This window comes from Dawidia soli (assembly GCF_018598185.1).
GTDB lineage: Bacteria > Bacteroidota > Bacteroidia > Cytophagales > Cyclobacteriaceae > Ohtaekwangia > Ohtaekwangia soli.
Genome location: NZ_JAHESC010000043.1, coordinates 20876 through 44623 on the forward strand (window position 1 = coordinate 20876; position 23748 = coordinate 44623).

The 23748-nt window shown below is 55.2% G+C and carries 18 protein-coding genes; 13 read left to right on the top strand and 5 right to left on the bottom strand.

Annotated features, from left to right (window positions below; all coding sequences use genetic code 11):
- Position 1: 1 nt before the first annotated feature.
- The 4 genes from KK078_RS23460 to KK078_RS23475 all read left to right on the top strand — a co-directional run bounded on the left by KK078_RS23460 (position 2) and on the right by KK078_RS23475 (position 4321).
- Positions 2-1048 (top strand): Kelch repeat-containing protein, encoded by a 1047-nt coding sequence (locus KK078_RS23460; RefSeq protein ID WP_254092763.1) that lies wholly within the window; start codon positions 2-4, stop codon positions 1046-1048.
- A 90-nt stretch (positions 1049-1138) separates the two neighbouring features.
- Positions 1139-2326, top strand: a complete 1188-nt coding sequence (locus tag KK078_RS30695) for a sensor histidine kinase (protein ID WP_254092764.1) — start codon at positions 1139-1141, stop codon at positions 2324-2326.
- Positions 2301-3014, top strand: coding sequence for a LytR/AlgR family response regulator transcription factor (locus KK078_RS23470; RefSeq protein ID WP_254092765.1), 714 nt, complete (start codon positions 2301-2303; stop codon positions 3012-3014). Before KK078_RS30695 ends, KK078_RS23470 begins: the two co-directional genes overlap by 26 nt.
- A 59-nt stretch (positions 3015-3073) precedes the next feature.
- Positions 3074-4321, top strand: coding sequence for a DEAD/DEAH box helicase (locus tag KK078_RS23475; RefSeq protein WP_254092766.1), 1248 nt, complete (start codon positions 3074-3076; stop codon positions 4319-4321).
- Positions 4322-4371: 50 nt separating this feature from the next.
- On the opposite strand, the gene KK078_RS23480 is transcribed toward KK078_RS23475, so the two are convergent.
- Entirely contained in the window at positions 4372-5892 is a 1521-nt protein-coding gene (locus KK078_RS23480) for a DUF4832 domain-containing protein (RefSeq protein WP_254092767.1), read from the bottom strand.
- A gap of 173 nt (positions 5893-6065) precedes the next feature.
- On the opposite strand from KK078_RS23480, the gene KK078_RS23485 reads away from it, so the two are divergent.
- On the top strand, positions 6066-6956 hold the full coding sequence (locus KK078_RS23485; protein ID WP_254092768.1) for a PKD domain-containing protein: 891 nt from the start codon (positions 6066-6068) through the stop codon (positions 6954-6956).
- Between the two features lie 40 nt (positions 6957-6996).
- On the top strand, positions 6997-8355 hold the full coding sequence (locus KK078_RS23490) for a Gfo/Idh/MocA family protein (RefSeq protein ID WP_254092769.1): 1359 nt from the start codon (positions 6997-6999) through the stop codon (positions 8353-8355).
- A gap of 134 nt (positions 8356-8489) precedes the next feature.
- On the opposite strand, the gene KK078_RS23495 is transcribed toward KK078_RS23490, so the two are convergent.
- Positions 8490-9353: a DMT family transporter gene (locus tag KK078_RS23495; protein ID WP_254092770.1), complete on the bottom strand. Its 864-nt coding sequence runs from the start codon at positions 9351-9353 to the stop codon at positions 8490-8492.
- Between the two features lie 112 nt (positions 9354-9465).
- Here KK078_RS23495 and KK078_RS23500 point away from each other — a divergent pair, with 112 nt between their 5' ends.
- On the top strand, positions 9466-12474 hold the full coding sequence (locus tag KK078_RS23500; RefSeq protein ID WP_254092771.1) for a SusC/RagA family TonB-linked outer membrane protein: 3009 nt from the start codon (positions 9466-9468) through the stop codon (positions 12472-12474).
- Between the two features lie 12 nt (positions 12475-12486).
- Complete coding sequence (locus tag KK078_RS23505; RefSeq protein WP_254092772.1) at positions 12487-13944, top strand: RagB/SusD family nutrient uptake outer membrane protein; 1458 nt, start codon at positions 12487-12489, stop codon at positions 13942-13944.
- Positions 13945-14015: 71 nt separating this feature from the next.
- On the opposite strand, the gene agaR is transcribed toward KK078_RS23505, so the two are convergent.
- On the bottom strand, positions 14016-14795 hold the full coding sequence (agaR, locus tag KK078_RS23510; protein ID WP_254092773.1) for a transcriptional repressor AgaR: 780 nt from the start codon (positions 14793-14795) through the stop codon (positions 14016-14018).
- Positions 14796-14994: 199 nt separating this feature from the next.
- On the opposite strand from agaR, the gene KK078_RS23515 reads away from it, so the two are divergent.
- Genes KK078_RS23515 through KK078_RS23535 form a run of 5 tightly spaced genes read left to right on the top strand, consistent with a single transcriptional unit; the run spans position 14995 to position 21506 of the window.
- The gene (locus KK078_RS23515; protein ID WP_254092774.1) at positions 14995-16161 is read left to right on the top strand and encodes an SIS domain-containing protein; all 1167 of its coding nucleotides are present in this window, start codon (positions 14995-14997) and stop codon (positions 16159-16161) included.
- Between the two features lie 6 nt (positions 16162-16167).
- A complete protein-coding gene (locus KK078_RS23520) occupies positions 16168-17115 on the top strand; it encodes a carbohydrate kinase family protein (RefSeq protein WP_254092775.1) in 948 nt (315 codons plus the stop codon).
- A 2-nt stretch (positions 17116-17117) separates the two neighbouring features.
- The gene (locus KK078_RS23525) at positions 17118-17939 is read left to right on the top strand and encodes a class II fructose-bisphosphate aldolase (RefSeq protein ID WP_254092776.1); all 822 of its coding nucleotides are present in this window, start codon (positions 17118-17120) and stop codon (positions 17937-17939) included.
- Positions 17940-17971: 32 nt separating this feature from the next.
- Entirely contained in the window at positions 17972-20017 is a 2046-nt protein-coding gene (locus KK078_RS23530; protein ID WP_254092777.1) for a glycoside hydrolase family 36 protein, read from the top strand.
- 22 nt (positions 20018-20039) lie between these two features.
- Positions 20040-21506, top strand: a complete 1467-nt coding sequence (locus tag KK078_RS23535) for a hypothetical protein (RefSeq protein ID WP_254092778.1) — start codon at positions 20040-20042, stop codon at positions 21504-21506.
- Positions 21507-21675: 169 nt separating this feature from the next.
- On the opposite strand, the gene KK078_RS23540 is transcribed toward KK078_RS23535, so the two are convergent.
- Positions 21676-23055 carry a hypothetical protein gene (locus KK078_RS23540; RefSeq protein WP_254092779.1) on the bottom strand — a complete coding sequence of 460 codons (1380 nt, stop codon included), beginning with the start codon at positions 23053-23055 and terminating at the stop codon, positions 21676-21678.
- Between the two features lie 35 nt (positions 23056-23090).
- Complete coding sequence (locus KK078_RS23545; protein WP_254092780.1) at positions 23091-23693, bottom strand: YceI family protein; 603 nt, start codon at positions 23691-23693, stop codon at positions 23091-23093.
- Between the last annotated feature and the right edge of the window lie 55 nt (positions 23694-23748).

Below are 23748 nucleotides of genomic sequence, written 5' to 3' on the forward strand. Positions count from 1 at the left end.
GATGAAACACCTGCAACGGATCGCCCGGCTTCTTACGCTCGCCGGCATCATGGTCATGGCGGCTTGCTCTTCTTCCGACGACGACGATACGACCTTTGGCGATTGGATCAAGTCCACACCTTTTAAAGGCGTAAAACGTTCCGGCGCCTTTACGTTTACGATCGGCACCACGACCTACGTAGGGTTGGGCTATGACGGTAAGGATTATCTGGCGGATGTATATAAATTCGATATCACCAAAGGTTACTGGGAGGAAGTAACGCAATTTCCGGGCCCCCTGCGCGAGCGTTGCGTGGCGTTCAGCATCAACGGCATCGGGTATGTAGGCCTGGGCTATCACCGCGACGACGCAGAAGACGGCAGGGACGATTTCTGGCAATACGACCCAGCCACCGGGCAGTGGGCGCAACTGGCGAACTTCGGTGGAGGGCTGCGCTACGGTGCAGTGTCGTTCGCGATGGGCTCGAAAGGGTATGTCGGCACAGGTTCTGACGGAGACAACACTTTCAGCGACTTCTGGGAGTTCACCCCGGGCGCCACGCCGGAAGAAGGTACGTGGACGGAAGTAGTAAGCTACCCCGGCGAGAAGATGGAGGGGGGCCTGGCCTTTGTCATCAACAACAAAGCGTATATCGGCACGGGCCGCGACAACTTGATCTTCAGTATGGGCTTCTGGGAGTTTGCGCCCGGTGCAGACGGTGGTAGCCCTACGTGGACGAAGCGCACGCCGGATACCGACGAGTCGGACTACGATGAATTTCAGATTGCGATGTCACGCTACGATGCCGTGGTGTTGACGCTGGGCAACAAAGCGTATCTTGTCGGCGGGATATCGTCGAGCGGGGCGACGGACAAGTCGGTATATGAATTCGACGCGACCACTTTGAACTGGGACAACCTCACCTCGCTGGAAGGATCCGCGCGCAGCCTGGCAGTTGGATATGTGCTCGACGGCCGCCTGTTTGTCGGCACGGGCGTGAACGGCTCCAGCCGCTTCGACGATGTGTGGGAGTTCTTCCCGCAGAAGGAGTACGACGAAGAGTATTGAATTAATGGGGGACAATGGTGATGGCTCCTGCTTTTGGGTGGGAGCCATTGCTGTTTGAAGTGCCTTAAAAAAGACCGATATTTAGACTTCGTGAACAAAAAGCTCATCAACAAGATCCTCGTGGTGGCGTTGCACGTCTTTGGATGGGCATTGCTGTTCATGTTGCCGTACCGTATGCTGATCCGCCGCGGGCATGTGCGCGCGGGCGCCAACCATGTATTTGAAACACCCGATGCACACCTCACGCCGGCGCTGCCCCTGGACGAGGCCGGTCCCGGGCTACACATTACAACCCCGGCCGGCCCGGGTGGTCCCTTTCATACGCAAACCATCCCCATCGACCCGATGTGGTTCCAGGTGGAGGCCATCACGACCAATATCCTGCTGGCGATCTTTTTCTATACCAACATGTTTGTGCTGGTGCCGAGAGTGCTGACGCGCCGCGGCTGGCCGGCGTATATGTTGTGCGTGGTGCTGTCGTGCTCGATCTATATAGCCGTGGGATATATGATCCGGCTCAACCTCATGCCGGAAGGCATTTTTGCACATCGCATCGGCCCGCCGTTGTTTATGGGCATGCCCAACTTCCTGATGGTATTCGGCCTCAGCCTCGCGTTGCGCATTATGCAGGACCGCTCCGATTTCGAAACGATCCGCAAAGAGCAGGAGAACGAGAAGCTGAAGTCGGAGCTTTCATTTTTACGCTCGCAGGTAAGCCCGCATTTTATGTTTAACGTGCTGAACAGCCTGGCATCGCTGGCACGGAAGAAGTCGGACCAGGTAGAAGCGGCCATCATCCAGTTGTCACAGTTGATGCGGTACAGCTTGTATCACACCGACAAGAAGGTGACGCTCGAGCAGGAAGCAGAGTATCTCAACAACTATATCGAGTTACAAAAGCTGCGGTTCGGGGCCTCGGTCGAAATGCGTTTCCACGTAGACATCGCGCAACGCGATGTCCTGATCGAGCCGATGCTGCTCGTGCCGTTTGTGGAGAACGCGTTCAAGCACGGCGTGGGCCTGATGGCCGACCCGGTCATTATTATTATGCTCAAGGCCAACGGCGAGACCATCCACTTTGCGGTGCGGAACAAGTTCAATATGTCGCCGACCGAGGTGAAAGATGCCAGCTCGGGCATCGGCCTGCAGAACGTGCGCCGCCGGTTGGATCTTTTGTACAAAGGTCATTACACCCTCAACATTTACACGAACCAGGAAAACTGGTTTATTACAGAACTAACCATCAGCCACCATGATGACCTGCCTGGCAGTCGATGATGAACCCCTGGCGTTGGATCTGCTGGAGGACAACATCAAAAAGATCCCCTTTCTGAAGCTTCTCAAGAAATGCTCGAACGCACTCGAAGCCAATGAATTTTTGCAGTCCCAACCGGTAGACCTGTTGTTCCTCGACATTCAGATGCCCGGCCTGACGGGAATACAATTCCTGCAAGGGCTTTCGAAGGCGCCACCGCTCGTGATCTTCATCACCGCGTACGAGCAGTATGCATTGGAAGGCTACTCGCTGGACGTTGTGGATTACCTGTTGAAGCCCGTATCGTTCGAGCGGTTCCTGAAAGCGGTTAACAAGGCACATGACAAATTTACCAGCCGCGCGCCCGCGGTGGTCGCGCCCGCTGCGACGTATATGTTTGTAAACTCCGAGTATAACCTGGTGCGGATCGACTTTGCGGACCTGGCGTATATCGAGGGGTTGAAAGACTATGTAAAGATCTTTTTGATGTCGGCGACACGGCCGGTGATCACACGGATGAGTATGAAGTCGCTGGAGGAGATCCTGCCCGCCGATCAGTTTGTGCGGGTGCATAAGTCGTTTATTGTTTCGATCAGCAAGATCACGTCGATACGGAAAGGGCGGATCGCCTTGCTGAAGGAGCAGATCCCCATCAGCGAGCATTACCGGGAGAATCTTTACCGGTTTATCGATCCGAAGAATTTGACGTAGAAAGGCTGCTCTCCCCTTCGGGAAACGACATGCTGTGCTAAAAACGTTACCTTTGCCGCATGAAGTTTGAGCAGTACCGCATTTCCGACGCCATCAAGAGCCGGCTGGCTGAACTTGGATTTAAACGTCCGACCGACATCCAGTTCAAGGCCATACCGCCTATTTTACAGGGCGACGACGTACTGGCCATTGCCCAGACGGGAACCGGCAAAACGGCCGCCTTCGTTATTCCCGTGCTCCATAAACTCGTAGAAAATAAGCAGTACCGTGTTGGTCGATACCAGGTAAAGTGTCTCGTCATGGTGCCCACGCGCGAGCTGGCGGTACAGATCGCCGATGTTTTTCACGACATCAGCAAGAACCTCGACGTCAACATCGTGGGGATCTATGGCGGCGTAGAGCAGGAAGAGCAGATCCGCCAGCTTGGCAAAGGCGTGGATGTGCTGATCGCTACCCCGGGCCGGATGTTCGACCTGATCAACCAGCAGAAGATCGATCTGGGCATGCTCAGGATCCTGATCCTCGACGAAGCGGACCACATGCTGGACCTGGGCTTTATCAGAGACATACGCGATGTACAAAAGCATATCGCCCACCGCCACCAGACGTTGTTCTTCTCGGCTACGATAGACGCCAGGATCAAAGAAATAGCGTACTCGATCGTGCGCAATCCCATCCGGATCCAGATCTCGCCGGAGAATCCGGTTTCAAAGAATGTGAGCCACGGGGTGGCCTTTATCGAGATGGATGACAAACGTTTCTTTCTCGAACGTTTTGCCCGCCAGCATGAAGGCAGCAAAATGCTGGTGTTTGTTCGTACCAAAGTACGGGCGGAGCGTGTGGCGGCAGCGATGCAGCGGGTGAATATCGCGACGTTGACGATGCACGGAGGCAAGGAACAAGGCGATCGCCTGACCGTGATGGATGAGTTTAAGAAAGGACAAACAAGGATACTGATCACGACGGATGTCAACGCCCGGGGCATCGATATCCCGAATGTCGACTACGTCATCAACTACGACCTGCCGGACGAGCCCGAGAACTATGTGCATCGCGTAGGCCGCACGGGCCGGGGTGTGCAGAAAGGTACGGCTATATCGTTTTGCAGTACGGAGGAACGGCCGGTGCTGGAGGAGATCCAGGAATATCTGGGCAAGCCTATCGAAGAGCTGGTAATTGATAAGGCGGATTATCGCGGGATCGTGAGTGCGTCGGAGGAAATGCCGGCGGATAGTAACTGGCGGAAGCTTATCGAGGATCACAATAAAGCCAGTGAGAACGTGCGGAGGAAAAAGAAGAAGAAGTAGCGCCAGATGCGGGTGTTACGGCGCATCGCGCCGTAACACTATAGTTATGGCTACTTAACCGCCAAAGTATGATTCAAAGAATTATACCCCGTCGCGCCATCCCAGGTTCCATTGTTTGCCAGTCGTATACTATACTCGGGCCGTTTATTGATCGTGGCGGCTGCGTCGGGCAGGTTTAGGTATAATGCCCAGGTGCCGGCCTTCAGGCCGCCTTCGAGGCTTTCTTCAATTGTATTGGTGCCGGGGAACCAGCGGCGAACGTCGGTGGCCAGCGTGCGCACAATAATTTCTCCCGAAGTCGTATTCCTGAATATCAATTGCGCGGGCCGGGCTTTGAAGGGGGAGGTGAAGCCGCTGTTCTCGATCGTAAGCTTGATGTCGATCTTGTCGTCTTCTGTCAGGGTTGTGGGGTAGGTGCCGGTGGTGAGCGCGAAGCGGTAGCCCAGCCGTTTTTTGATGTTGTCCATGCAGCCGCCGGTTACCCAGTCGTTGTTGACCTCGTTGTTGTAGTCCATGTTGAGATAACTATAGTGCAAGTCACTCATTTCCTTTTCGGCTTTGCCGGCGGGGGCGCAGTCGTTTTGGGGACTGTAGCCGTCGCTGCATGTCTCGCCGCCTACTACTACATATTTACTGTCGTCGGCAAAATACTGACGCAGTACCGTATTGGCGCCGGTGCGCGGCGAGCTGGAGTTGCCATAGTCTTCATAGGTGCCGAAGTCGTCGGCGCTGGCGAGGAAACAGTCGTTGTGATAGCCGATGCGGGCTTTGTCGGTCTCGCTGAAAGCCTCGGTTTCGGTGAGGGCCGCCACGTTGGTCAGGGCGTTGATACCATAGGTGTGGCGTTGTTTGAATTGCGGGTAGCGTACCTGGACCATGATATGCCTGGGCGTGGCGTCGAGCATGGCCTGGAGCACTTCGATGCGGTCGGTCCAGTTTTGGTCGAGCAGCTTGCCCTGGTCGTTGCCGGAGGCATCGCCGAAGTAGTCGCTATAGTAGTTTTCGCCCCACGTGCCGAAGAAGCCGAGCTGCACACAGGCAATGACGTCGGCGTTGTCTTGCAAGAGCGGTTTGAGCTGACCGATGTGGCCGAGTACGGTGGCTTTGGCGGCGTCCCCGTAGGGCGGACAGATAAAAGACTCGGGGCAATCGCCGGGGGTGGCGGTGACGGTATAGGTAAAGCGTGGGATCAGCTTGACACCGGCATCGCGGGCCGCGGCGAAATCGGCCTGCACCTTGGCGAGGAACGACTCCTCCAGGGGCGCGGCGGTATACATATCGAGAATAAAATAACGAAAGACGAGCGTGCTGACTACGGAATAGCTGGCACCATCGGCCGTCTGCAGCGAGCGGTAAGTGGCGAGCTCGTCGGCATCGAGGGGACTATAGTTGCTGGCGCGGGTGTCGGAATAATGATAGAAGCCACGCTCGGGGTTTGGAAAGTCGTCCTGGCTGGCGGTGTAGGTGATGGTCGTGGGCTCATCCTCGTCCTGATCCTGGTCTGAGCTTTTGTCGTCCGACGAGCATCCTACGGCCAGCAGGAGGCCCAGCAGGGGCAGATATCTTTTCATGGTGTTTTGGGTTAAAAATAGGGAATTTGGTTTTAATCTTTCTTTTCCTTGTTTATAGATCGTGATTCGAAATTAAAAACAATATTATTTCTTTTATTTGATTGTTTTAATAATTTTATAACAACAAAGAAAACCTTTTGTAAATATTGACCATCCTAACCCAACTAAAACCTATGAAACTGCGATTTGTTCAGTCCTTCACCTTCTGGAGCAAGGTCTTGTCGCTGGCCGCCCTGACCCTGGCAGCAGGAGCCTGCGGTGATGATGATGAGGGCGCCCCCAAGTCCGACTTTATCTATGAGGCGGATGAGCGCACGGTCACGTTCATCAATCTGTCGAAAGGTGCGACAGCGTACTTCTGGGATTTTGGCGATGGTACGACCTCTACGGAAGAGCGTCCTGTGCACGAGTATCCAGCGTTTGGTGTTTACACGGCGTATCTGACGGCTACAGGCCCGGGCGGCGAAACGCTATCGCTGCCGGACGAGATGATCCTCGCCAAAAGCTCGGACGTTGTGATCGATGGCAGCTTTGACGACTGGGCCGACATACCGGTATCGACCGAACTGGGCGAAGGCTCTATTACAAAAGTGAAAGTAGACTACGACGGTCTGAAGATCTATTTCTACGTAGAGGGCACGGCCGATCTGCAGGGCTTCTTTGATGTATACCTCAACGTCGACAATAACTTCGGTACGGCTTTTAATACCGGCGACTGGGAAGGGGGCATAGGCGCCGAGTACCTCATTGAAGGAGACTTTGCCAACGACAACGATGCAAGCTTGTTTGGCTACGATTATAGCTCGGGTAACAACAATACGTTTGCCTGGCTGCCGGCCGCGGACATCGGCTCGGGCTTCCTGCTGGCGTCCGACCTGCAGGTTATCGACGGCGGCAAGGCCATCGAGTTTTCGATGCTGCGCTCGACGCTCGTGGGGTTGTCGCCTGCCGGCTTCACCTATGGCATTCACGACCTGTTGAATTGGGGCTCGGTGGGCAGTATACCCGAAGCCGGCGCCAGCCCGGATCCTAACCAAACGCAGTTTGTCGATCTGACGAAATGAGCCATAATAATAGTATATTCAGGAAATCAGGATTCAAAGCATGAAGAGTTTTTCGCGTAGAGATTTTATCAAACAGACGGCCATGGCAGGAGCAGGGCTGACGTTGCTGCCGTCGGCACTGCTGTCGAAAGAAAAGGATCCGGCCAAAGTACGGTTGGGATTTATCGGTGTAGGCTTGCGCGGGCAAGGGCATCTGGAACTGGCGTTGCACCGTGCCGACGTAGAGGTTGTGGCGATCTGCGACATTCAGCAACGCATGATCGACATGAGCAAGGAGCTCATTACCAAATCGGGTAAGCCGATGCCGCAGATCTTTTCCGACGGCCCGTATGGTTATAAGAAACTGTTGGAGCGCAAAGACATTGACGCTGTCGTCATCGCTACGCCGTGGGAGTGGCACACGGTGATGTGCCTCGACGCGATGAATGCCAGGAAGTACGTAGGCTGCGAAGTGATCACCGGCATGACGATCGAAGAATGCTGGGAGCTGGTGCATACTTCCGAGCGCACGGGCATGCCGTTGATGATGCTGGAGAACGTCTGTTACCGCCGCGACGTCATGGCCGTGCTGAACATGGTGCGGCAAAATGTCTTTGGTGAAATTGTACACCTGCAAGGCGGCTATCAGCACGACCTGCGCGCGGTGAAGTTCAATAACGGCAAGGATCCGTACGGCGGCGGGGTGGAGTTTGGCGAGAAAGCCTTCTCGGAGGCTTCGTGGCGCACGCAACACTCGGTGCTGCGCGACGGTGATCTATATCCCACGCACGGCCTGGGGCCGGTGGCCATGATGATCGACATCAACCGCGGCAACCGCCTGACGGAGCTCGTGTCGTATTCGACGAAGAGCCGCGGGTTGCACGACTATATTGTGAAGAACGCGGGCGAGAATCATCCCAATGCGAAAGTGGGATTTAAGCTCGGCGATATCGTTACGACGATGATTAAGTGCGCGCGCGGGGAGACGATCCTGCTGCAGCACGATACAAATTTACCGCGGCCGTATTCGCTGGGTTTCCGCGTGCAGGGTACGAATGGATTGTGGATGGATGTCAATAACTCCATTTACGTGGAAGGGAAGAGCAAGCCGCATGAATGGGACAACGCGCAGGTGTGGCTGGACAAATATGATCACCCGCTGTGGAAGAAGTATGGCAACGATGCTTCGGGCGCAGGGCACGGTGGCATGGACTGGTTTGTGATCAACGCCTTTATCGAAGCGGTGAAGCGGAAGACAAATACGCCGCAAGATGTATATGATGCCGTGACGTGGAGTGCGATCACGCCATTATCGGAGACGTCGATCAGACTCGGGGGGGAGACGGTGGAGATACCGGACTTTACGCAGGGGCAGTGGATGTATCGGAAGAATGAGTTTGCGCGGAGTGACGATTATTAGACCAATGATCTGGGAATAAGAACAAGGCTACTCGCTACCGAGTAGCCTTTTTTTATGCCCGCCAGCCTGGAGACCGGGCGCATGCGGGGCACAAGAGACGCGCTGCGCGCTGACTCTCTCGTCAGGATCCCTTGCTATTCTGATAGAAGATAGATCGCAACCAGCGCCAGCACGATCCCGAACATCAAGCTCGGACCCGGAATCACTGTATATACAATCAATGATAGGATTACCGTCAGGATAGGCGACAATCCCGTGAGCGGCACCACGATGATCGCTTTGCCATAACGCAACGCATAGACCAGGGTCAGGGCTCCGATGGAATTCAGCAGGTGTACAACGCCTGCCAGGTAAGGCCCTTTCCAGCCCCAGTAGATCGGCTGCGTGCGATCGGTCATCCAGATGGCGACCGGGACCAGTACCAGCGCACTGACGGTCATGTAAAAGAAGATGCTTTCAGCCTGCATGGAGGCATTGGAGAACTTCATGGCATATGCCTGCACGCCCCACATCAGGAAGACGATCAACGCCAGCCAGATCCAGCGGGTGCCAGCGACAGTGCCGGTGCTCTGCGGGGAGTAAGACAGGAAGAAGATGGCCGCCAGGGCCACGGCGATGCCCACCCACTGGCGGGGGTTGCCACGCTCGCGGAGGAGAAGGGTGGAGAGCAAGATCGTGACGATCGGGAATAACGAAATGAAAGGAAATACAATATACGCAGGACCTTCGCGAAGGGCCTGGAAAAGAATAAGCTGGCCGCCTGCTCCCAGCAGGCCGATCAGCATGCCCAACCCGACCGACCGCAGGTCGGTCTCGAGTTTCCAGCCGAGGGCATAAAGGGCCACTAACGCACAGGGAATCATAGATATGGCCCAGGCGACATAGCCCAGCGTGGCGGGGAATCCGGCTTTTTCGGGGATCTCGATAAAGGCGCCCCAGACACCCCAAAAGAGGGTTGTGACAAGGGCGTACCGGAACCAGGGTTGTTTGAGAATCATAAGGTTTTAAAAATCAAATTTAGGTTATTGGTAATAATAGGAAATTTTAAATTGTGTTTTTGTAATATTTCGAAAGTTTATACATTTACTTAAACTTACAAACCCAATACCTATGCCTATTCTTTTACTTAAAAAACTTCCCTGGGGAGTGTTTTGCTTTTGCTTGCTGGCGTCTGCCGTGCAGGCACAGGTCAGGACCGTCCGGGGGACTGTCAGGTCCATCGACGACAACAGTCCCTTGCCGGGTGTCAATGTGCTGATAAAGGGTACGATAAAGGGAACGACCTCGGACGCCAGCGGCGCCTATTCGCTGGAAGTGGGGAGCGATGCCGACGTGCTGGTCTTTTCGTTTATCGGATACCAGTCGGAGGAGGTAACGGTAGGGCAACAAACTACCGTGGACATAGCGTTGACCCAATCGGTCGACCAACTGGCTGAAGTTTTAGTAGTAGGGTATTCAGAAAAAACAAAGCAGGAGATCACCGGTGCCGTCGTGAATGTCTCCGGTGAAAAGCTGAAGAGTGTGACCACCTCGAGCGTCGAGAGCTTGCTGCAGGGGAAGGTCGCGGGCGTGCAGGTGTCGACGCTGACGGGTGCGCCCGGAAGTGTGCCGCAGGTGTTGGTGCGCGGCGCGTCGTCCATTGGTTCCAGCCGGGGTGCCCTGGTGGTGGTGGACGGCATTGTGGGGGGGGCGTATAATCCGAATGACGTGGAGAGCGTGACCATGCTGAAAGATGCCGGCGCAACGGCGCTCTATGGGTCGCGCGCAAACTCGGGTGTGCTGATCGTGACAACTAAAAAAGGTGTATCCGAAAAGCCGGTCATCACCTATAAAACTACGCTGGGTACGCGCAAGATTACCACGGGTAATTTTGAGATGATGAACACTGAAGAGCTGTATGAAACCGAGCGTGCCATGTTCCCGGGTTCCGCCCAGTTCCTCGCGTTGCGCCCGCGGACGCTGCTGGAACAAAATTATGACTGGGTGGATCTTTCCTATAAGGAGGCCTTTGTACAGAATCACAATGTTTCGGCGCGTGGCAAGTCCGGCAAGATCGGCTACTACCTGGCCGGCGATTTTTACGACGAGGAGGGCACCCTGCTCACCACGGGCTATAAGCGGTTCAACTTCCGCTCCAATCTCGATTTTGCATTGTCCGATAAAGTAAAACTTACGACGAACCTCAACATTACCCGGGACAAGACCAAGAACTATCACTGGCGGTGGCCGTATCAACCGTTCCTATACCTGCCATACGACTCACCCTACGACGAGAACGGAAACATCCGTTATGTCGATGCAACCACGCCGGGCTTTCTGTCGCGCGACAAGAACAACATCTTGCAAAGCGCCGAGTATAACGACTACAACGGCAAAGGTTTTACGCTGAACGGTGATGCCGTGCTGACCGTAGAGGTTACTCCATGGTTGACATTACAGTCGCGGAACCGGTTTGCTTATGGTAGCTATCGCAGCGACACCTACGAGGATGTGAAGACGATTGAAGGCGCAGCCTATGACGGCTCCCTGGCATACGACATATCGGACTCTTACAGCCTCATTTCGACAAACCTGATCCGCCTGAATCACGACTTCGGCGAGCACCACGTCGGTGGCTTCGTCGGCTTTGAAGGGCAGTACTCGGAATCTGAAAATGCCGCCGGTAACGGTATCGGTGTGCCATCGGGCATTAAGGTTCCTTCGGCGGTGGGTACTCCGCAGGACATCAACGGCGAGCATGCCGAAGGCCGGGCGATGTCGTACCTGGGCGAGGTCAACTATGATTACAAAAACAAATATTTCGTGACCGGCTCTTTCCGTCGGGACGGTGCATCTGTCTTTGCCATCGATAAGCGTTGGGGTTCTTTTGGCGCCCTGTCGGCCTCGTGGATCATCAGCAGTGAAGATTTCTTCCGCGGGATCCGGGAGCAGGTAACCTTCACGAAGCTTCGCGGCAGCTTTGGCATTGTGGGGAACGACAACATTCCCGCCAATCAGGACGTCGGCGTCTATGAATTCTCGCATCAGTACAACGGTGGTACTGCCGGTTATCCTGTCAATATCCCCAACCCTGTTCTGGCCTGGGAGCAAACGAAGACCTACAACGTTGGTCTCGACGTCGGATTATTCAGCCGGGTTAACGTGGCGGTTGATGCATATTATAAAGACACCGACCGCCTGTTGCTGTATGTACAGCAGCCGCCTTCGCAAGGCATTGAACGCGTGTTGCGCAATGCGGGCCGGCTGGCGACCCGCGGTATCGAACTGGGCATCGACGGCGATGTACTACGCACAGGCGACTTCCGCTGGAATGTAGCCTTTAACATCGGTACGGCCGCCAACGAGGTGAAGGCACTGGCCGATGATGGTGTCACGCAGATCTTCCGGAACAACGATGGCGTGAAACAAGTCGTACAGGTGGGAAAAGATGTTAACTCGTGGTATCTGCCCAAGTGGATAGGGGTAGATCCGGAGAACGGTGATCCGCAGTGGCAGACGACGGAGCGCGATGCCGATGGCAGGATCGTGGGCTACGGCGTTACCAACGAATACGATATCGCATCGCGGACGGAAAACCTGCAGATTGTCGGCTCGGCTACACCCAAGGTGTTTGGCGGCCTGAGCACGACGCTTGCCTATAAGGCGTTTACGCTCAGCGTATCTTCATCCTATCAATATGGTAACGACGTATACCACAGCACGCGTGAGTTTGTCGATGCCGACGGCGCCATGTTCAATTTTAATATGATGAAGCTGGACGACGGCTGGTCGCGTTGGCGCAACCCCGGTGATATCGCGACACACCCCAAGCCTATGTTCGGAGGGAATCACAATGCCAACAAAGCCTCGTCGCGGTACCTGGAGGATGGCGGTTTCTGGCGCATTCGAAATATCACCCTCAACTATAACGTGCCGGCAGACCTGCTGTCAAAGCTGAAACTGTCGGGTGCCAACCTCTACGTCTCGGGCGACAACCTGTTCACCTTCACCAAATTCTCAGGCCTCGACCCGGAGGTAGCGGGGTATACCGACGAGCCTAACGGTATCATGGCCGGCTTATCGTATTTCAAGTACCCGATCAGCAAACAGTATCTCGTAGGTCTTCAAATCAGCTTCTAATCCCGAAACCACATGAAACTCAAACTATATTTAGCTGCCGCGCTGCTGACGCTCGGCGCCTGCGACCTGCAGGTAGACCCTTTCAACGGCGTGACCAAAGACAACCTGCCCACCGTACCCAATGCGTTGAAATACGCTACCGACGGCGCGTACTCGCTCATGAAGGACCAGCTGCTTTACAAGGGTGTTCCGGATTATCGAAGCACCTACGCGCGCAACCTGCACATGATGCTGGAATACTCCAGCGACAACGTTACCCTGAGTGGCACCACCGAAGATCCGCTATTCCAGGCGGCCACCCGGCAACACTATCCTGCCATGGAGAATTCCACATACGTATGGTACGTGGCGTATAAGATCATCAACTCCGTGAACCAGAATATCGAATCGGTTGAAGAGGGGGCGGACCCGGCCAATGATTATTTGCTCGGGGAGAATTACTTTCTGCGGGGTATGGCCTACATGGATCTATTGCGATTATTCTCGAAGCCCTATACGCAAGGCACGGGTAATTTGGGAGCGATCCTTCGCCTCAAAAGCACAGACCCTGGAAAGATGCCGCGGGCGACGGTAGGCGAATCATACGACCAGGTAGTGGCGGATCTGGAGAAGGCTGCTGCCCTGATGGAGAATGGTGAGCGTCGGGGCGTGGAGTACGCTTCAAAGGAGGCCGCCTGGGCGTTACTGTCGCGCATATACTTATATATGGATCAGCATGACAAGGTGATCGAGTATGCCAGCAAGGCCATTGCCTCGCCGTTGCTGACGTTGACGCCAAAGGAAAACTATCTGGACATGTTTTGGAATACACCCAAGCATTCGGAGTCGATCTTTGTGATCAAACACACACTACAAGACGATCTGGGTGACGGATCGATCGGGTCGATGTACCTGACCGATGTCAAAGGCTGGGGAGAGGTATATGTATCGGATCCGCTGCGCTTGTTATTGGAGCAGCATCCGGAGGATGTCCGCAATACGCTGATCAAACCGCAGTATGAAGAAGACGGTGTGACCGTGGCGCAGCGCAATGGTATCCCGAAATACTTTATCACGAAGTTTTCATACCAGGATGGCATTGTGACGCTCAGCTCGCCGCATGTCGTGCGCCTGGCGGAGATGTACCTGAACCGCGCGGAGGCGTATGCCAAGAAGGGACAGGACCAACTGGCGCTGGATGACATCAACGTGATCCGCAAACGCGCGGGCATTGCCGACGATGATCTGTATACATTGGGAGATCTCCAGGGCGCTGCGACGGTGCTGGAGGCAGTGTTGCAAGAGCGGCGGATGGAGCTGGCGTATGAGGGGCACCGCACGATCGATGTATTCCGGAACAAGCTGCCCATGGATCGGACCTTCCCCGGTGTGCAGCCGCACGAGGTGGTGAACTGGGATGCCGCCCGGAATATATATTATATACCGCAGGACGAGCGCCTGGCGAATGAGCTGGCGGATCAGAACGACTAATGGGTTAAGATTTGGGCTAATTGCTGACGGACGCCAGTTTGTAACTGGCGTCGTTGCCTTAAACGGCTACCCTATACGATAACAACTTGCACCCCCGCATCCTCCAAACGCTTCTTATCATCGGGCTTAATCCCATTATCCGTGATAACCTTATTGATCTGGTCGATGGAGCAGATAAAAGCGAAGCTGCGGCGGGTGAATTTGCTGGAGTCGGCCAGGAGGATCACTTCTTTGGAGATCTCGATCATGATCTCGTTGAGGCGGGCTTCTTCTACGTTCGGAGTATAGATGCCATGTTTGGTATCGAAGCCATCCACGCCCAAGAAGGCTTTGTCTACGTTGAAATTGCGCAGGCTCTTTTCGGCTTGTGGGCCGACGAGGGAGAGTGAGTTTTTGCGCAGGTAGCCGCCGGGGATGATGACGTTGATGTTCGGGCGTGTGATCAGCTGGTTGGCGATGTTCATCGCGTTGGTGATTACCGTCAGGTCTTGCAGCTCGGGCAGGTTGCGTACCATTTCGGCGGTAGTGGAACCCGAGTCGATAATGATCGTGTCGGATTCAACGACCAGCTGGGCGGCCTTGCGGCCGATGCGCGATTTCTCCTGGAAGTTGATGCGGTTCTTGTCGACGACGCGCTGGTCGATCGCCACGCCGGTTTCCATTTTGATGGCTCCGCCGCGGGCGCGGATCAACAGGTTCTTTTGTTCGAGCTGGTCCAGGTCGTTCCGGACCGTGACGCCGCTGACCTTGAAGCGTTCGATCAGATCCTCGACAAACACTTCTCCTTTTTCTGAAAGCATTTGAAGGATTTCCTTGCGTCGCGACACGGTGGAATCTTGATTTCTGGACATTATAGTTTCGTTTAAAAGGGTTTTTTGAACAAATAAAAGTAATAAATTAAGTAGCCGGTCCACCGGGAAGGCCCGGATTTAATGTATTCTCACCAATTGTAATAAAAAGAAAGCCTTTCAGTAAATTAAAATAACGAAATGAAAGATAATTAATTTAACTTATTCTACCTTTGGCTTCGGACACTTTTAAATAAAAGCTATGAAATATTTGAATTTCCCCGTGGACGAATTGACCCGCCTGGGGGCTATTCACACGGCCAGGGAAATTTCCCAGCAGCCCGCCCTCTGGCTGAAGATCTGGGAAGAGGCGAATGCCCGCCGGTCAGCGATCGAAGAATTCTTTCACACGACCCAACCGGTTCGCCGCATCATCCTGACCGGCGCGGGCACGAGCGCTTTCATCGGCCTTTCGCTGCGCGGTGCGTTTCAACGCGGCCGGGGAATTCTGACAGAGGCGATTTCGACCACCGACCTGGTGTCACATCCCCAGGACTACCTGCTGCCCGAGGTGCCCACGTTGCTGGTATCTTTTGCGCGCTCGGGTAACAGCCCGGAGAGTGCTGCCGCGGTGCGGATAGCGGATGAGATCTGCCGGCAGTGTTTTCACCTGGTGATCACGTGCAATCCGGAAGGGCTACTGGCGATGTATCCGTCACCCAATCCCAAATATGTATATACATTGCCCGCGGAGGCAAACGATCAAAGCCTGGCGATGACGAGCAGCTACTCCGGCATGTTACTGGCGGGTAAGCTATTGGCGAATATAGACACCGTGGCGGATCAGGAGCCAGCCGTGCAGACGCTGGCGCGGTATGCGGAGCGCGTATTGACAAACAATGTGGCCGAACTGAAGGAGATCGCGGCGCTGGACTTCAAGCGTGCGGTATTCCTGGGCGGCGGGCCATTGTACGGCACGGCTACCGAGGGACACCTGAAGTTGCAGGAATTGACGGACGGCCAGGTGATCTGTAAGAACGATTCATACCTGGGTTTTCGCCACGGTCCGAAAGCGGTGATCGATCCGCATACACTGGTGGTCTATACGTTCTCCAACGACAAGCATGCACAGCAATACGAAAAAGACCTGGTGGGCGCGATGAAGAAGGGCAATCCGCCGCTCGCGGAGATGGGGATCGCCGAGACGGCACCGGAAGGGATCGCGCTCGACCATTTGATCACGCTATCGAACGGCACGAATACCGTGGATGAAGAGTTCCTGACGGTAGCGGCGATCGTGCCGGCACAGTTGCTGGGATTTTTTAAGTCGCTGCAGCTGGGGCTGAAGCCCGATGCACCGTCTGCCACGGGCGCGATCACGCGCGTGGTGGAAGGTGTGCAAATTTATGCGTTGAACGGAATCCGCTAACGTATCATGAATAAACCCTATGATGTACTGGTTGTCGGAGAGCTGAACGTCGATCTGATCCTCAACCAGGTCGATAAGTTTCCCGAGATCGGAAAAGAAGTATTGGCCGACAACATGACCCTGACGATGGGCAGCAGCTCGGCGATCTTCGCCAGTAACCTGAGCACCGTGGGCTCGCGGGTGGCCTTCATCGGCCGGTTGGGCCATGATAATTTCGGCGACCACATCCTGGCCAGCCTACAGTCGCGCGGTGTGGACACGACGCATATCCTGCGGTCGACCGCGTATAACACCGGCGCCACCATCGTGCTCAACTTCGGCGAAGACCGCGCCATGGTGACCTATCCCGGCGCCATGAAACACCTCACGCTGCAAGACATCACCCCCGGCGTATTACAAAAGGCCAGACACCTGCACCTCAGCTCGGTGTTCCTGCAATCGGGCCTGCAGCAAGATATCGTGGCGTTGTTTAAAGGCGCAAAGGATGCGGGGCTGACAACGTCGCTGGACCCGCAGTGGGACCCGGCCGAGCGCTGGGATATAGACCTGCCACAATTGCTACCGCACGTCGATGTCTTTATGCCCAACATCAACGAGCTGAAAGCCTTTACAAGCAAAGACGATCTTACGGCGGCCCTGGACGCCATAAAATCCTTTGCCCGCAACGTGGTGGTGAAGCACGGCAGTGACGGCGCCTACCTGTGGAATGGCCGGGAGCTCTTGCACCAGCCGGCATTCCTGAACAAAGATGTGGTCGACAGCATCGGTGCGGGCGACAGCTTTGACTCCGGTTTTATACACAAATTCATATCCGGCGCCGGTGACCAGGCGTGTCTGGAATTTGGCGCGCTGACGGGCGCGATCAATACGACACGCCCCGGTGGCACGGGCGCGTTTGAAAGCCTGGCCCTGGTAAAGACCATCGCCGCGACATCCTTCAACTATTCATTTTAACTATGACCCTACAGGAAAAACTCAGTACATGCAGCCGCGAAGGAAAAGCATTGCTGGCCACCAACTTTTACAACTTCGAGACCCTGTCGGGCGTATTGCAGGCTGCGAAGGCGCGGAACAAATCGATCATTCTTCAATTGTCGGAAAGCTCGCTGCAATACCTCGGTATAGACCTGGCGGCGGCGATGGCACGCGAAGCATTGAAGGCGTACGGCGTCGAAGGCTGGCTGCACCTGGACCACGGCAGCTCGCGCGATGTTGTGCACCAATGCCTCGATGCGGGGTTTGATTCGGTGATGATCGATGCAAGTGAGAAATCGTTTGACGAGAATGTGAAGATCAGCCGCGAGGTGGTGAAGCTGGCGGCATCGTATCACGCCAACGTAGAGGCAGAGCTGGGCTATGTTGCCAAGCTGGGACAGGTGCAACAGGTAAGCCAATACACACAGCCAGACGAAGCGCGGCGGTTTGTGGAGGAAACAGGTGTGAGTGCATTGGCCATCGCGATCGGTTCGGCGCACGGGTTCTATAAAGAGACGCCGAAGCTGCAACTGGACCTGCTGTTGCAGATCCACCAGGCAACGCCGGCGGCGTTGGTGCTGCATGGCAGCTCGGGCATCCCGGATGACCAGTTAAAGCAGGCCGTGAAGAATGGTATCACAAAAGTGAACCTGGCAACAGAGACCAAGAACATGTTTATGAAAACCTTGCAATCGACGTTACGTGACAACGACGAGATTGACTTGCGCAAGGTGTTCCCCGTGGCGACGGCGTCGGTCAAAAAGCTGATCGAAGAAAAGCTGAGCGTTGTTTCGCCGTTGTAAGAAGCCTTCTCCAATCCTAAACCCTTTATTGTATGTCCAGCCGTAGCGTTGCAGTCTTTCTTGTATGCCTGGTCGTGGTTGCCTGTCGTGAGACGCCGTTGTCGTGGCAGCATGGTAACTTGCAGGTGTCGGTCAATGACAAGCTGCATGTAGCGGTACGATCCGCCGACGAGCAGGCCGGCCCCCTGACGACCGGAACGGCCGCGACGGAGTATATCGTAACAACGATCGATACGCTACGGGACTTTCGTGTTGATAAAAAGGAATCACATGCTTTTTCGGACGATGCCGGCGTGGGCACGCAATGGGTTATCCAAGGGGTAGCCGATTCGCCGGATCAAAAGATCAGAAAGGTCGTTACGGTAAAGGTATACAGCCATTTCCCCGACCTGATGTTGTTACAGGCGGCCTATGTGAACGAAGGAGATAAACCTCTCGGGATCCGCCAGTGGGTCAATCACCATTATTCCATTTCACCCGTGCAAGACACCGTTGTGGGTTGGTCCTTCCAGGGCGAGTCCACCGGCGAGCGTCGCGACTGGGTATTGCCGTTAAAGCCGGGCTTTTACCAGCGGAATTACATGGGCATGAACAACTCCGACTACGGCGGAGGTATACCCGTGACGGATGTGTGGCATGCCGACCAGGGCCTGGCGGTAGGGCATGTGGCGCTGGAGCCGCGGCTCGTAGAGCTGCCGGTGGCCGTCGACGCAGCCGGTGAGACAATCGTGCAGGTATCAAAAACATATGAGCAGCCTTATGCGCTGGTGCCGGGCGATACACTGCGTACAGACGAAACGTTTGTGCTGATACACCGCGGCGATTACTATACCGCGCTTAAACAATATGGAACGTTGTTGCAGGCGCGGGGCCTGGTCTTTCCCGAACCGGAAGAAGGAGCCTTTGAAGCTTCGTGGTGTGCCTGGGGCTATATGCGCGACGTGACGCTCGACGAGATCCGTGGTACCTTTCCGAAAGTAAAATCGCTCGGTATAAAATGGGTGACTATCGACGATGGGTTTCAGCAAGCGGAGGGCGACTGGCATGTGAATACCCAAAAGTTTCCCGGGGGCGATGCGCAGATGAAGACGCTGGTCGATGAGATCCACGCGCAGGGCATGAAGGCCATGCTGTGGTGGGCGCCGCTGGCCGCCGACAGTGGCAGCCAGCTGTTACGAGTACATCCCGACCTGCGGCTGATCAATGCCGGGGGCAAACCGCAGCAGATCACGTGGTGGGATGCCTGGTATATGTCGCCGGGATATACCGGCACGCTGAACCACACAAAAGAAACCGTCGACCTGTTCATGCGGCAGTGGGGCTTCGACGGCTTGAAGATGGACGGCCAGCACATGAACGCCGTACCGCCCGATTACAATACACACCTGGGTGGTACCGATCCTGAACAAGCGGTGCGCGACCTGCCGCGGTTCTTTGATACCATCTGGCAGGAAGCAAAACAGATCAATCCGCACGCGGTTATTCAAAACTGCCCGTGTGGCACGTGTATGTCGGTCTTTAATATGCCCTATATGAACCAGGCGGTAGCGTCCGATCCGCTGAACAGCTGGCAGGTGCGTCTGAAGGGCCGGGCGTACAAAGCGCTCATCGGCAAGACAGCATACTTTGGTGATCATGTGGAGCTGAGCGATGGCCGCAGTGACTTCGCCTCTTCGTTTGGCATCGGGGCGGTGCTGGGGACGAAGTTCACCTGGCCGAAGGAAAATCCGGCGGTAAAAGAAGATAACCTGCTGACGCCGGAGAAGGAGCAACTATGGAAAAAATGGTTTATGTTGTATCACCGTAAAATGCTTTCCAAAGCGCCGTACCGCGGGGAGCTCTATACGCTGGGGTATGATCTGCCCGAGACACACGTGGTACAGAAGGGCGACACGCTGCATTATGCCTTTTACAGTGATCGTTGGGATGGCGCGGTGGAATTGCGTGGTCTGGAAGACAAAGTATATACCGTGCGCGACTATGTAAACAATGTTACGCTGGGGGAGGTGTCGCGCGCGAATCCAACACTGCCGGTAACGTTTACCCAACACCTGCTGCTGGAAGCATACCCGCGGTAGCATCCTGAAGAATTGTATGTCTATGACACAAAAGATAACATTTCCGCGTGCGTTTGCTTTTGCCGTGGACGACCTGGGCTGGATGGACGGCGCCGATCTTTCCGAAAAACCTGTGCCCGGTCCGTATCGCACCGGCGTAAAGCGCCGCTTTGAGTTAAGTGACTACCAGTACATGATCGACGTCGGCAAGGCCGTCGGGTCACGCATTCAATGCCTGTTTATCCTGAGCGAGATGGACCGCACCAACCTGCTGGCACGGTTCCCCACCACCACGTACCTGCGCGAGCAGTGGGACAATAGCCACCGCGTATCGGAGGCGCAAGAGGTTATCATGCGGTTTGTGCGCGAGCAGTCCGCGTATATGGAGTTTGGTCTGCACGGCACGGGCCATGAATATTGGGCTCCCGGCCAACCGCAAAAGCGCGCCGAATGGTATAACCTCGCCGACAAGGAACCGTGGCCGGAGGTATCGCTGCGCGAGCATATTCAATGCTTTAAAGACATCCTGGCGCAGTATGGTATCACCCCGGAGAATGGGCACTCTTTTCCCGAGAGCTTTGTGCCCTGTGCCTATAGCTACTTCTGGAATCCCACCGGCAGCTATAGCCTTGGAAAGCTGCTGAGCGAAGCCGGTGTAAAATATGCCAATACCGACTTTAGCGAGATACCCGAGCTGAACCCGCCCACCGAGCCGAACGGCGGCGGTTTTGACTTCAACACGCACGTCATCAACCGCATCAACTACGGCAACGTATGGTACGAGCTGTCATCGTTGCCGAAAGTGCCGCTGGCGGAGCAAAAGACCGACATCATCGAGAGCCATTGGCCCAACTGGCTGGCACAGGACGACCCGCTGCAACCTGCGGTCACAGCCCGGTGGATTGAATACTATAAAGCTGCGCAACGGTTGCCCGACCGGTATATTGCCAAGAACACGGAACAGCTGCACGCGCAGTGGCTATATAACAAACACACCGTGGTTACCGAGCCCACGCCGGGCGTTGTGACCCTCGACAACACAGCGATGCCCGAAAAGGCCTATACCTTTAAAGGCCTCGGCAACCTGGTACTGAAGCTCAGGCTTGCCCCCGGCGAACATATCGCCTCGGCTGATCTGAACGGTACCCCGCTGGCGGTGGCGTTCGAAGACGAGGGCTATGGATTTTTATACCTGCCGCCGCTCGAGCGCCAGGTATATACACTGCGGTATGCGGTTGGAAATGAGCGGCCGCCGGTGCATGTGTACAACGACGGAACGTATAACGTATACCGCGTGGAGCTGTCGGGACAGGGGCTTTCGGCAACGCTGCGCATCTATGGCGAGCAAGATGTGAAGGTAAGGTGCCCGAAGCCGGTGCTGGTACAGTCGATGGCGCGCGGGCTCACCGTGCTGCACCACCGTTACGACGAATCGTCGGGCTATTTGCACATGGCGGTGAAGGCTTCTGACATGCAGGGGTGCACCGGTAGCGTGGTGGTGCGCTGGTGATAAAAGAAGGGTGCGGGAGAGGCAGCTCCCACACCCAAAACCCAAACCTGAAACTATTGTAACACCTGCCTGCCTGCAGGACCAGTCGACCCTGTGCTGAAGAAGTCGGCTGGTGCCCGAGCCCTGTCAGGAGGGCCTGCCTGCCGCAAAGGCCGGCTACCGGTTATCGTTAGAAGGCGATGGTGCCCTGGAAGACAAATCCATCGAACTTACCACCTTGCAGGATATCGCCTGCAGGATAGTCGTTAAATTTCTGTGTTACATATTCACCTTTCAGCAGGATGTTGCGGGTGATGAACCAGCCACCGCCAAAAGCGGTGCGTTCCTGCGATACATCGAGACGGGTGCCTTGCGAGATCCCACCGGCCGTCGCAACGGTTGTGCTGCTGCCGAACACCTGCGTGCCGCTCACTTTATTATAGCGTGCGCCGACATAGAACCGGTCGGCTTTTCCGAAGCGGTACAGTAAGTCTACGGCTACCTGGTCGAATTTGCGTTTCTCCAGTTTATTGAACCGGGTGGCATCGTTGGCAGCCGGTGTGTATTGTACTTCACCATTTTCTACCGCCGTGTTGCCTTCCGCAAATTCTACCGTGCCGAATAATTCCAGGCCGTGGAACTGTACGAAGGGGTTGATCACAAAGGTGGTGACGTCGTCGGAGAAGTTGGGGTTGATGCGTCCGGAGAAGGCGTTGGCCGTTACCGTAGCGTTGGCAGGTTCCATCACGAACTGGTAATTGGAGCCGGTGCGGTCGCCGCGGAACAACGTGCCGTTGACAGACGAAGATTTACGCAGGAGCGAACCGGTCAGGCGTATGCGGGTTCTTTCCGCCAGCACTTTGTCATAGCCCACTTTGCCGTATACCGACGGGCTGCGTTTGTTGGGTGCGGTCACGCTGCCCTGGATCTCGCCGTTGGTCATACCACCCATTAACAAGAACCCATTCTTTTGCCAGTATAGCTCGGCGCCGATCTCGGTGGTATAAGCATCCAGGATATTGTTTTCGATGAAAGGGTTCCAGAAGGCGTTACCACCGTCGCTGCGGCGAAAGTGCGCGTCGCCGTAGTTGATCTCCATGTGGCCGATCTTCAGCGTGAGGTTCTTCCACAGGTTGTTCAGCAGCTCACTGTTGAGGAACCCGACTTTGTCGATCTGAAAATAGCCCGCCTTCACCCACATTTCGTTGTGGTGGTGAGACGACATATACGAGATGAGGTTTACGCGTACACCGTCGGCCAGCTGGAAATCGAGGTTGAGGTTCGCTTGCGCCAACGGAAAGCCGTTGCCCAGGTCATAGAGCGGTACACCGCTTTCGTTGCTATGGCTGAGGGTCTGAAAGCTTTGCGTAAAGTTCCCGCCTACACGCAGCTTGAGGTCGTTGAAGGGCACGGTGTCGTTCTTGGAGGTTTCGAATACGCCGATGCCACGCTGGTCATATTGGCGGAAGTATTGAATCGGGGCCTGTGCTGCTGCGATCTGTGCCAGGAGGGTGAGGAGGAGGAAGCCGGGGAGTCTTCGCAGAAGGGTAATACGGCTGACAGTCTTCATAAGAAGTTTGTTTAAGTGGATAGTTAGAGAGATGATTAGCGGGAGGCGGCAGCGGCCTGTGCGAGCACGAGGCTCACGACAACCGTTACTTCGTCGCCTACCTTGATGGTACCCATCATCGCGGTGGGTGGTTTCATGTTGAACTCCGTCATTTTAAGCTTGCGGGCTATAGAGATCTCCATGTCGCCGTTGGGCAATGACTTGCCTTTTGCTTCGACCGTGATGGGTTTGGTAGTGCCCGCCATGGTCAGGCTGCCCGAGACTTTAATGGTCGTATTCCGGGCAGCGTCGGTCGTGATCTGTGCGCGCGACGCGGTATAGGTTATATACGGATGTTCGTCGGACTTAAAAGCTTCATAGGTTTTATTGTCCATCATTTTACCTTCCGAGCTTTTGATGGCTGCCACGGGAATTTTGACGCTGATGTCAGCGATGGTTTTGAGTAGACTGTTCTCTGACTGAAAATCACCAAGGCAGGTTATCTGCGTGATCTGCGATTCCCAGTCGTGTAACGTCGATGAGCCCTGGATGGTGGCCTTCACCGACTTGACCGTAAGTGTATTTTGTGCGTGCAGGGGATGATACAGGAAGATCGCCAGCAGTACCACCAGGGTGGCATTCAGATGTTTTGCGTTCATAGCGTTGTCCTTTAATGTGACGCTAAAGTAGGGGGCGCCCGATGCCCCGCACCTG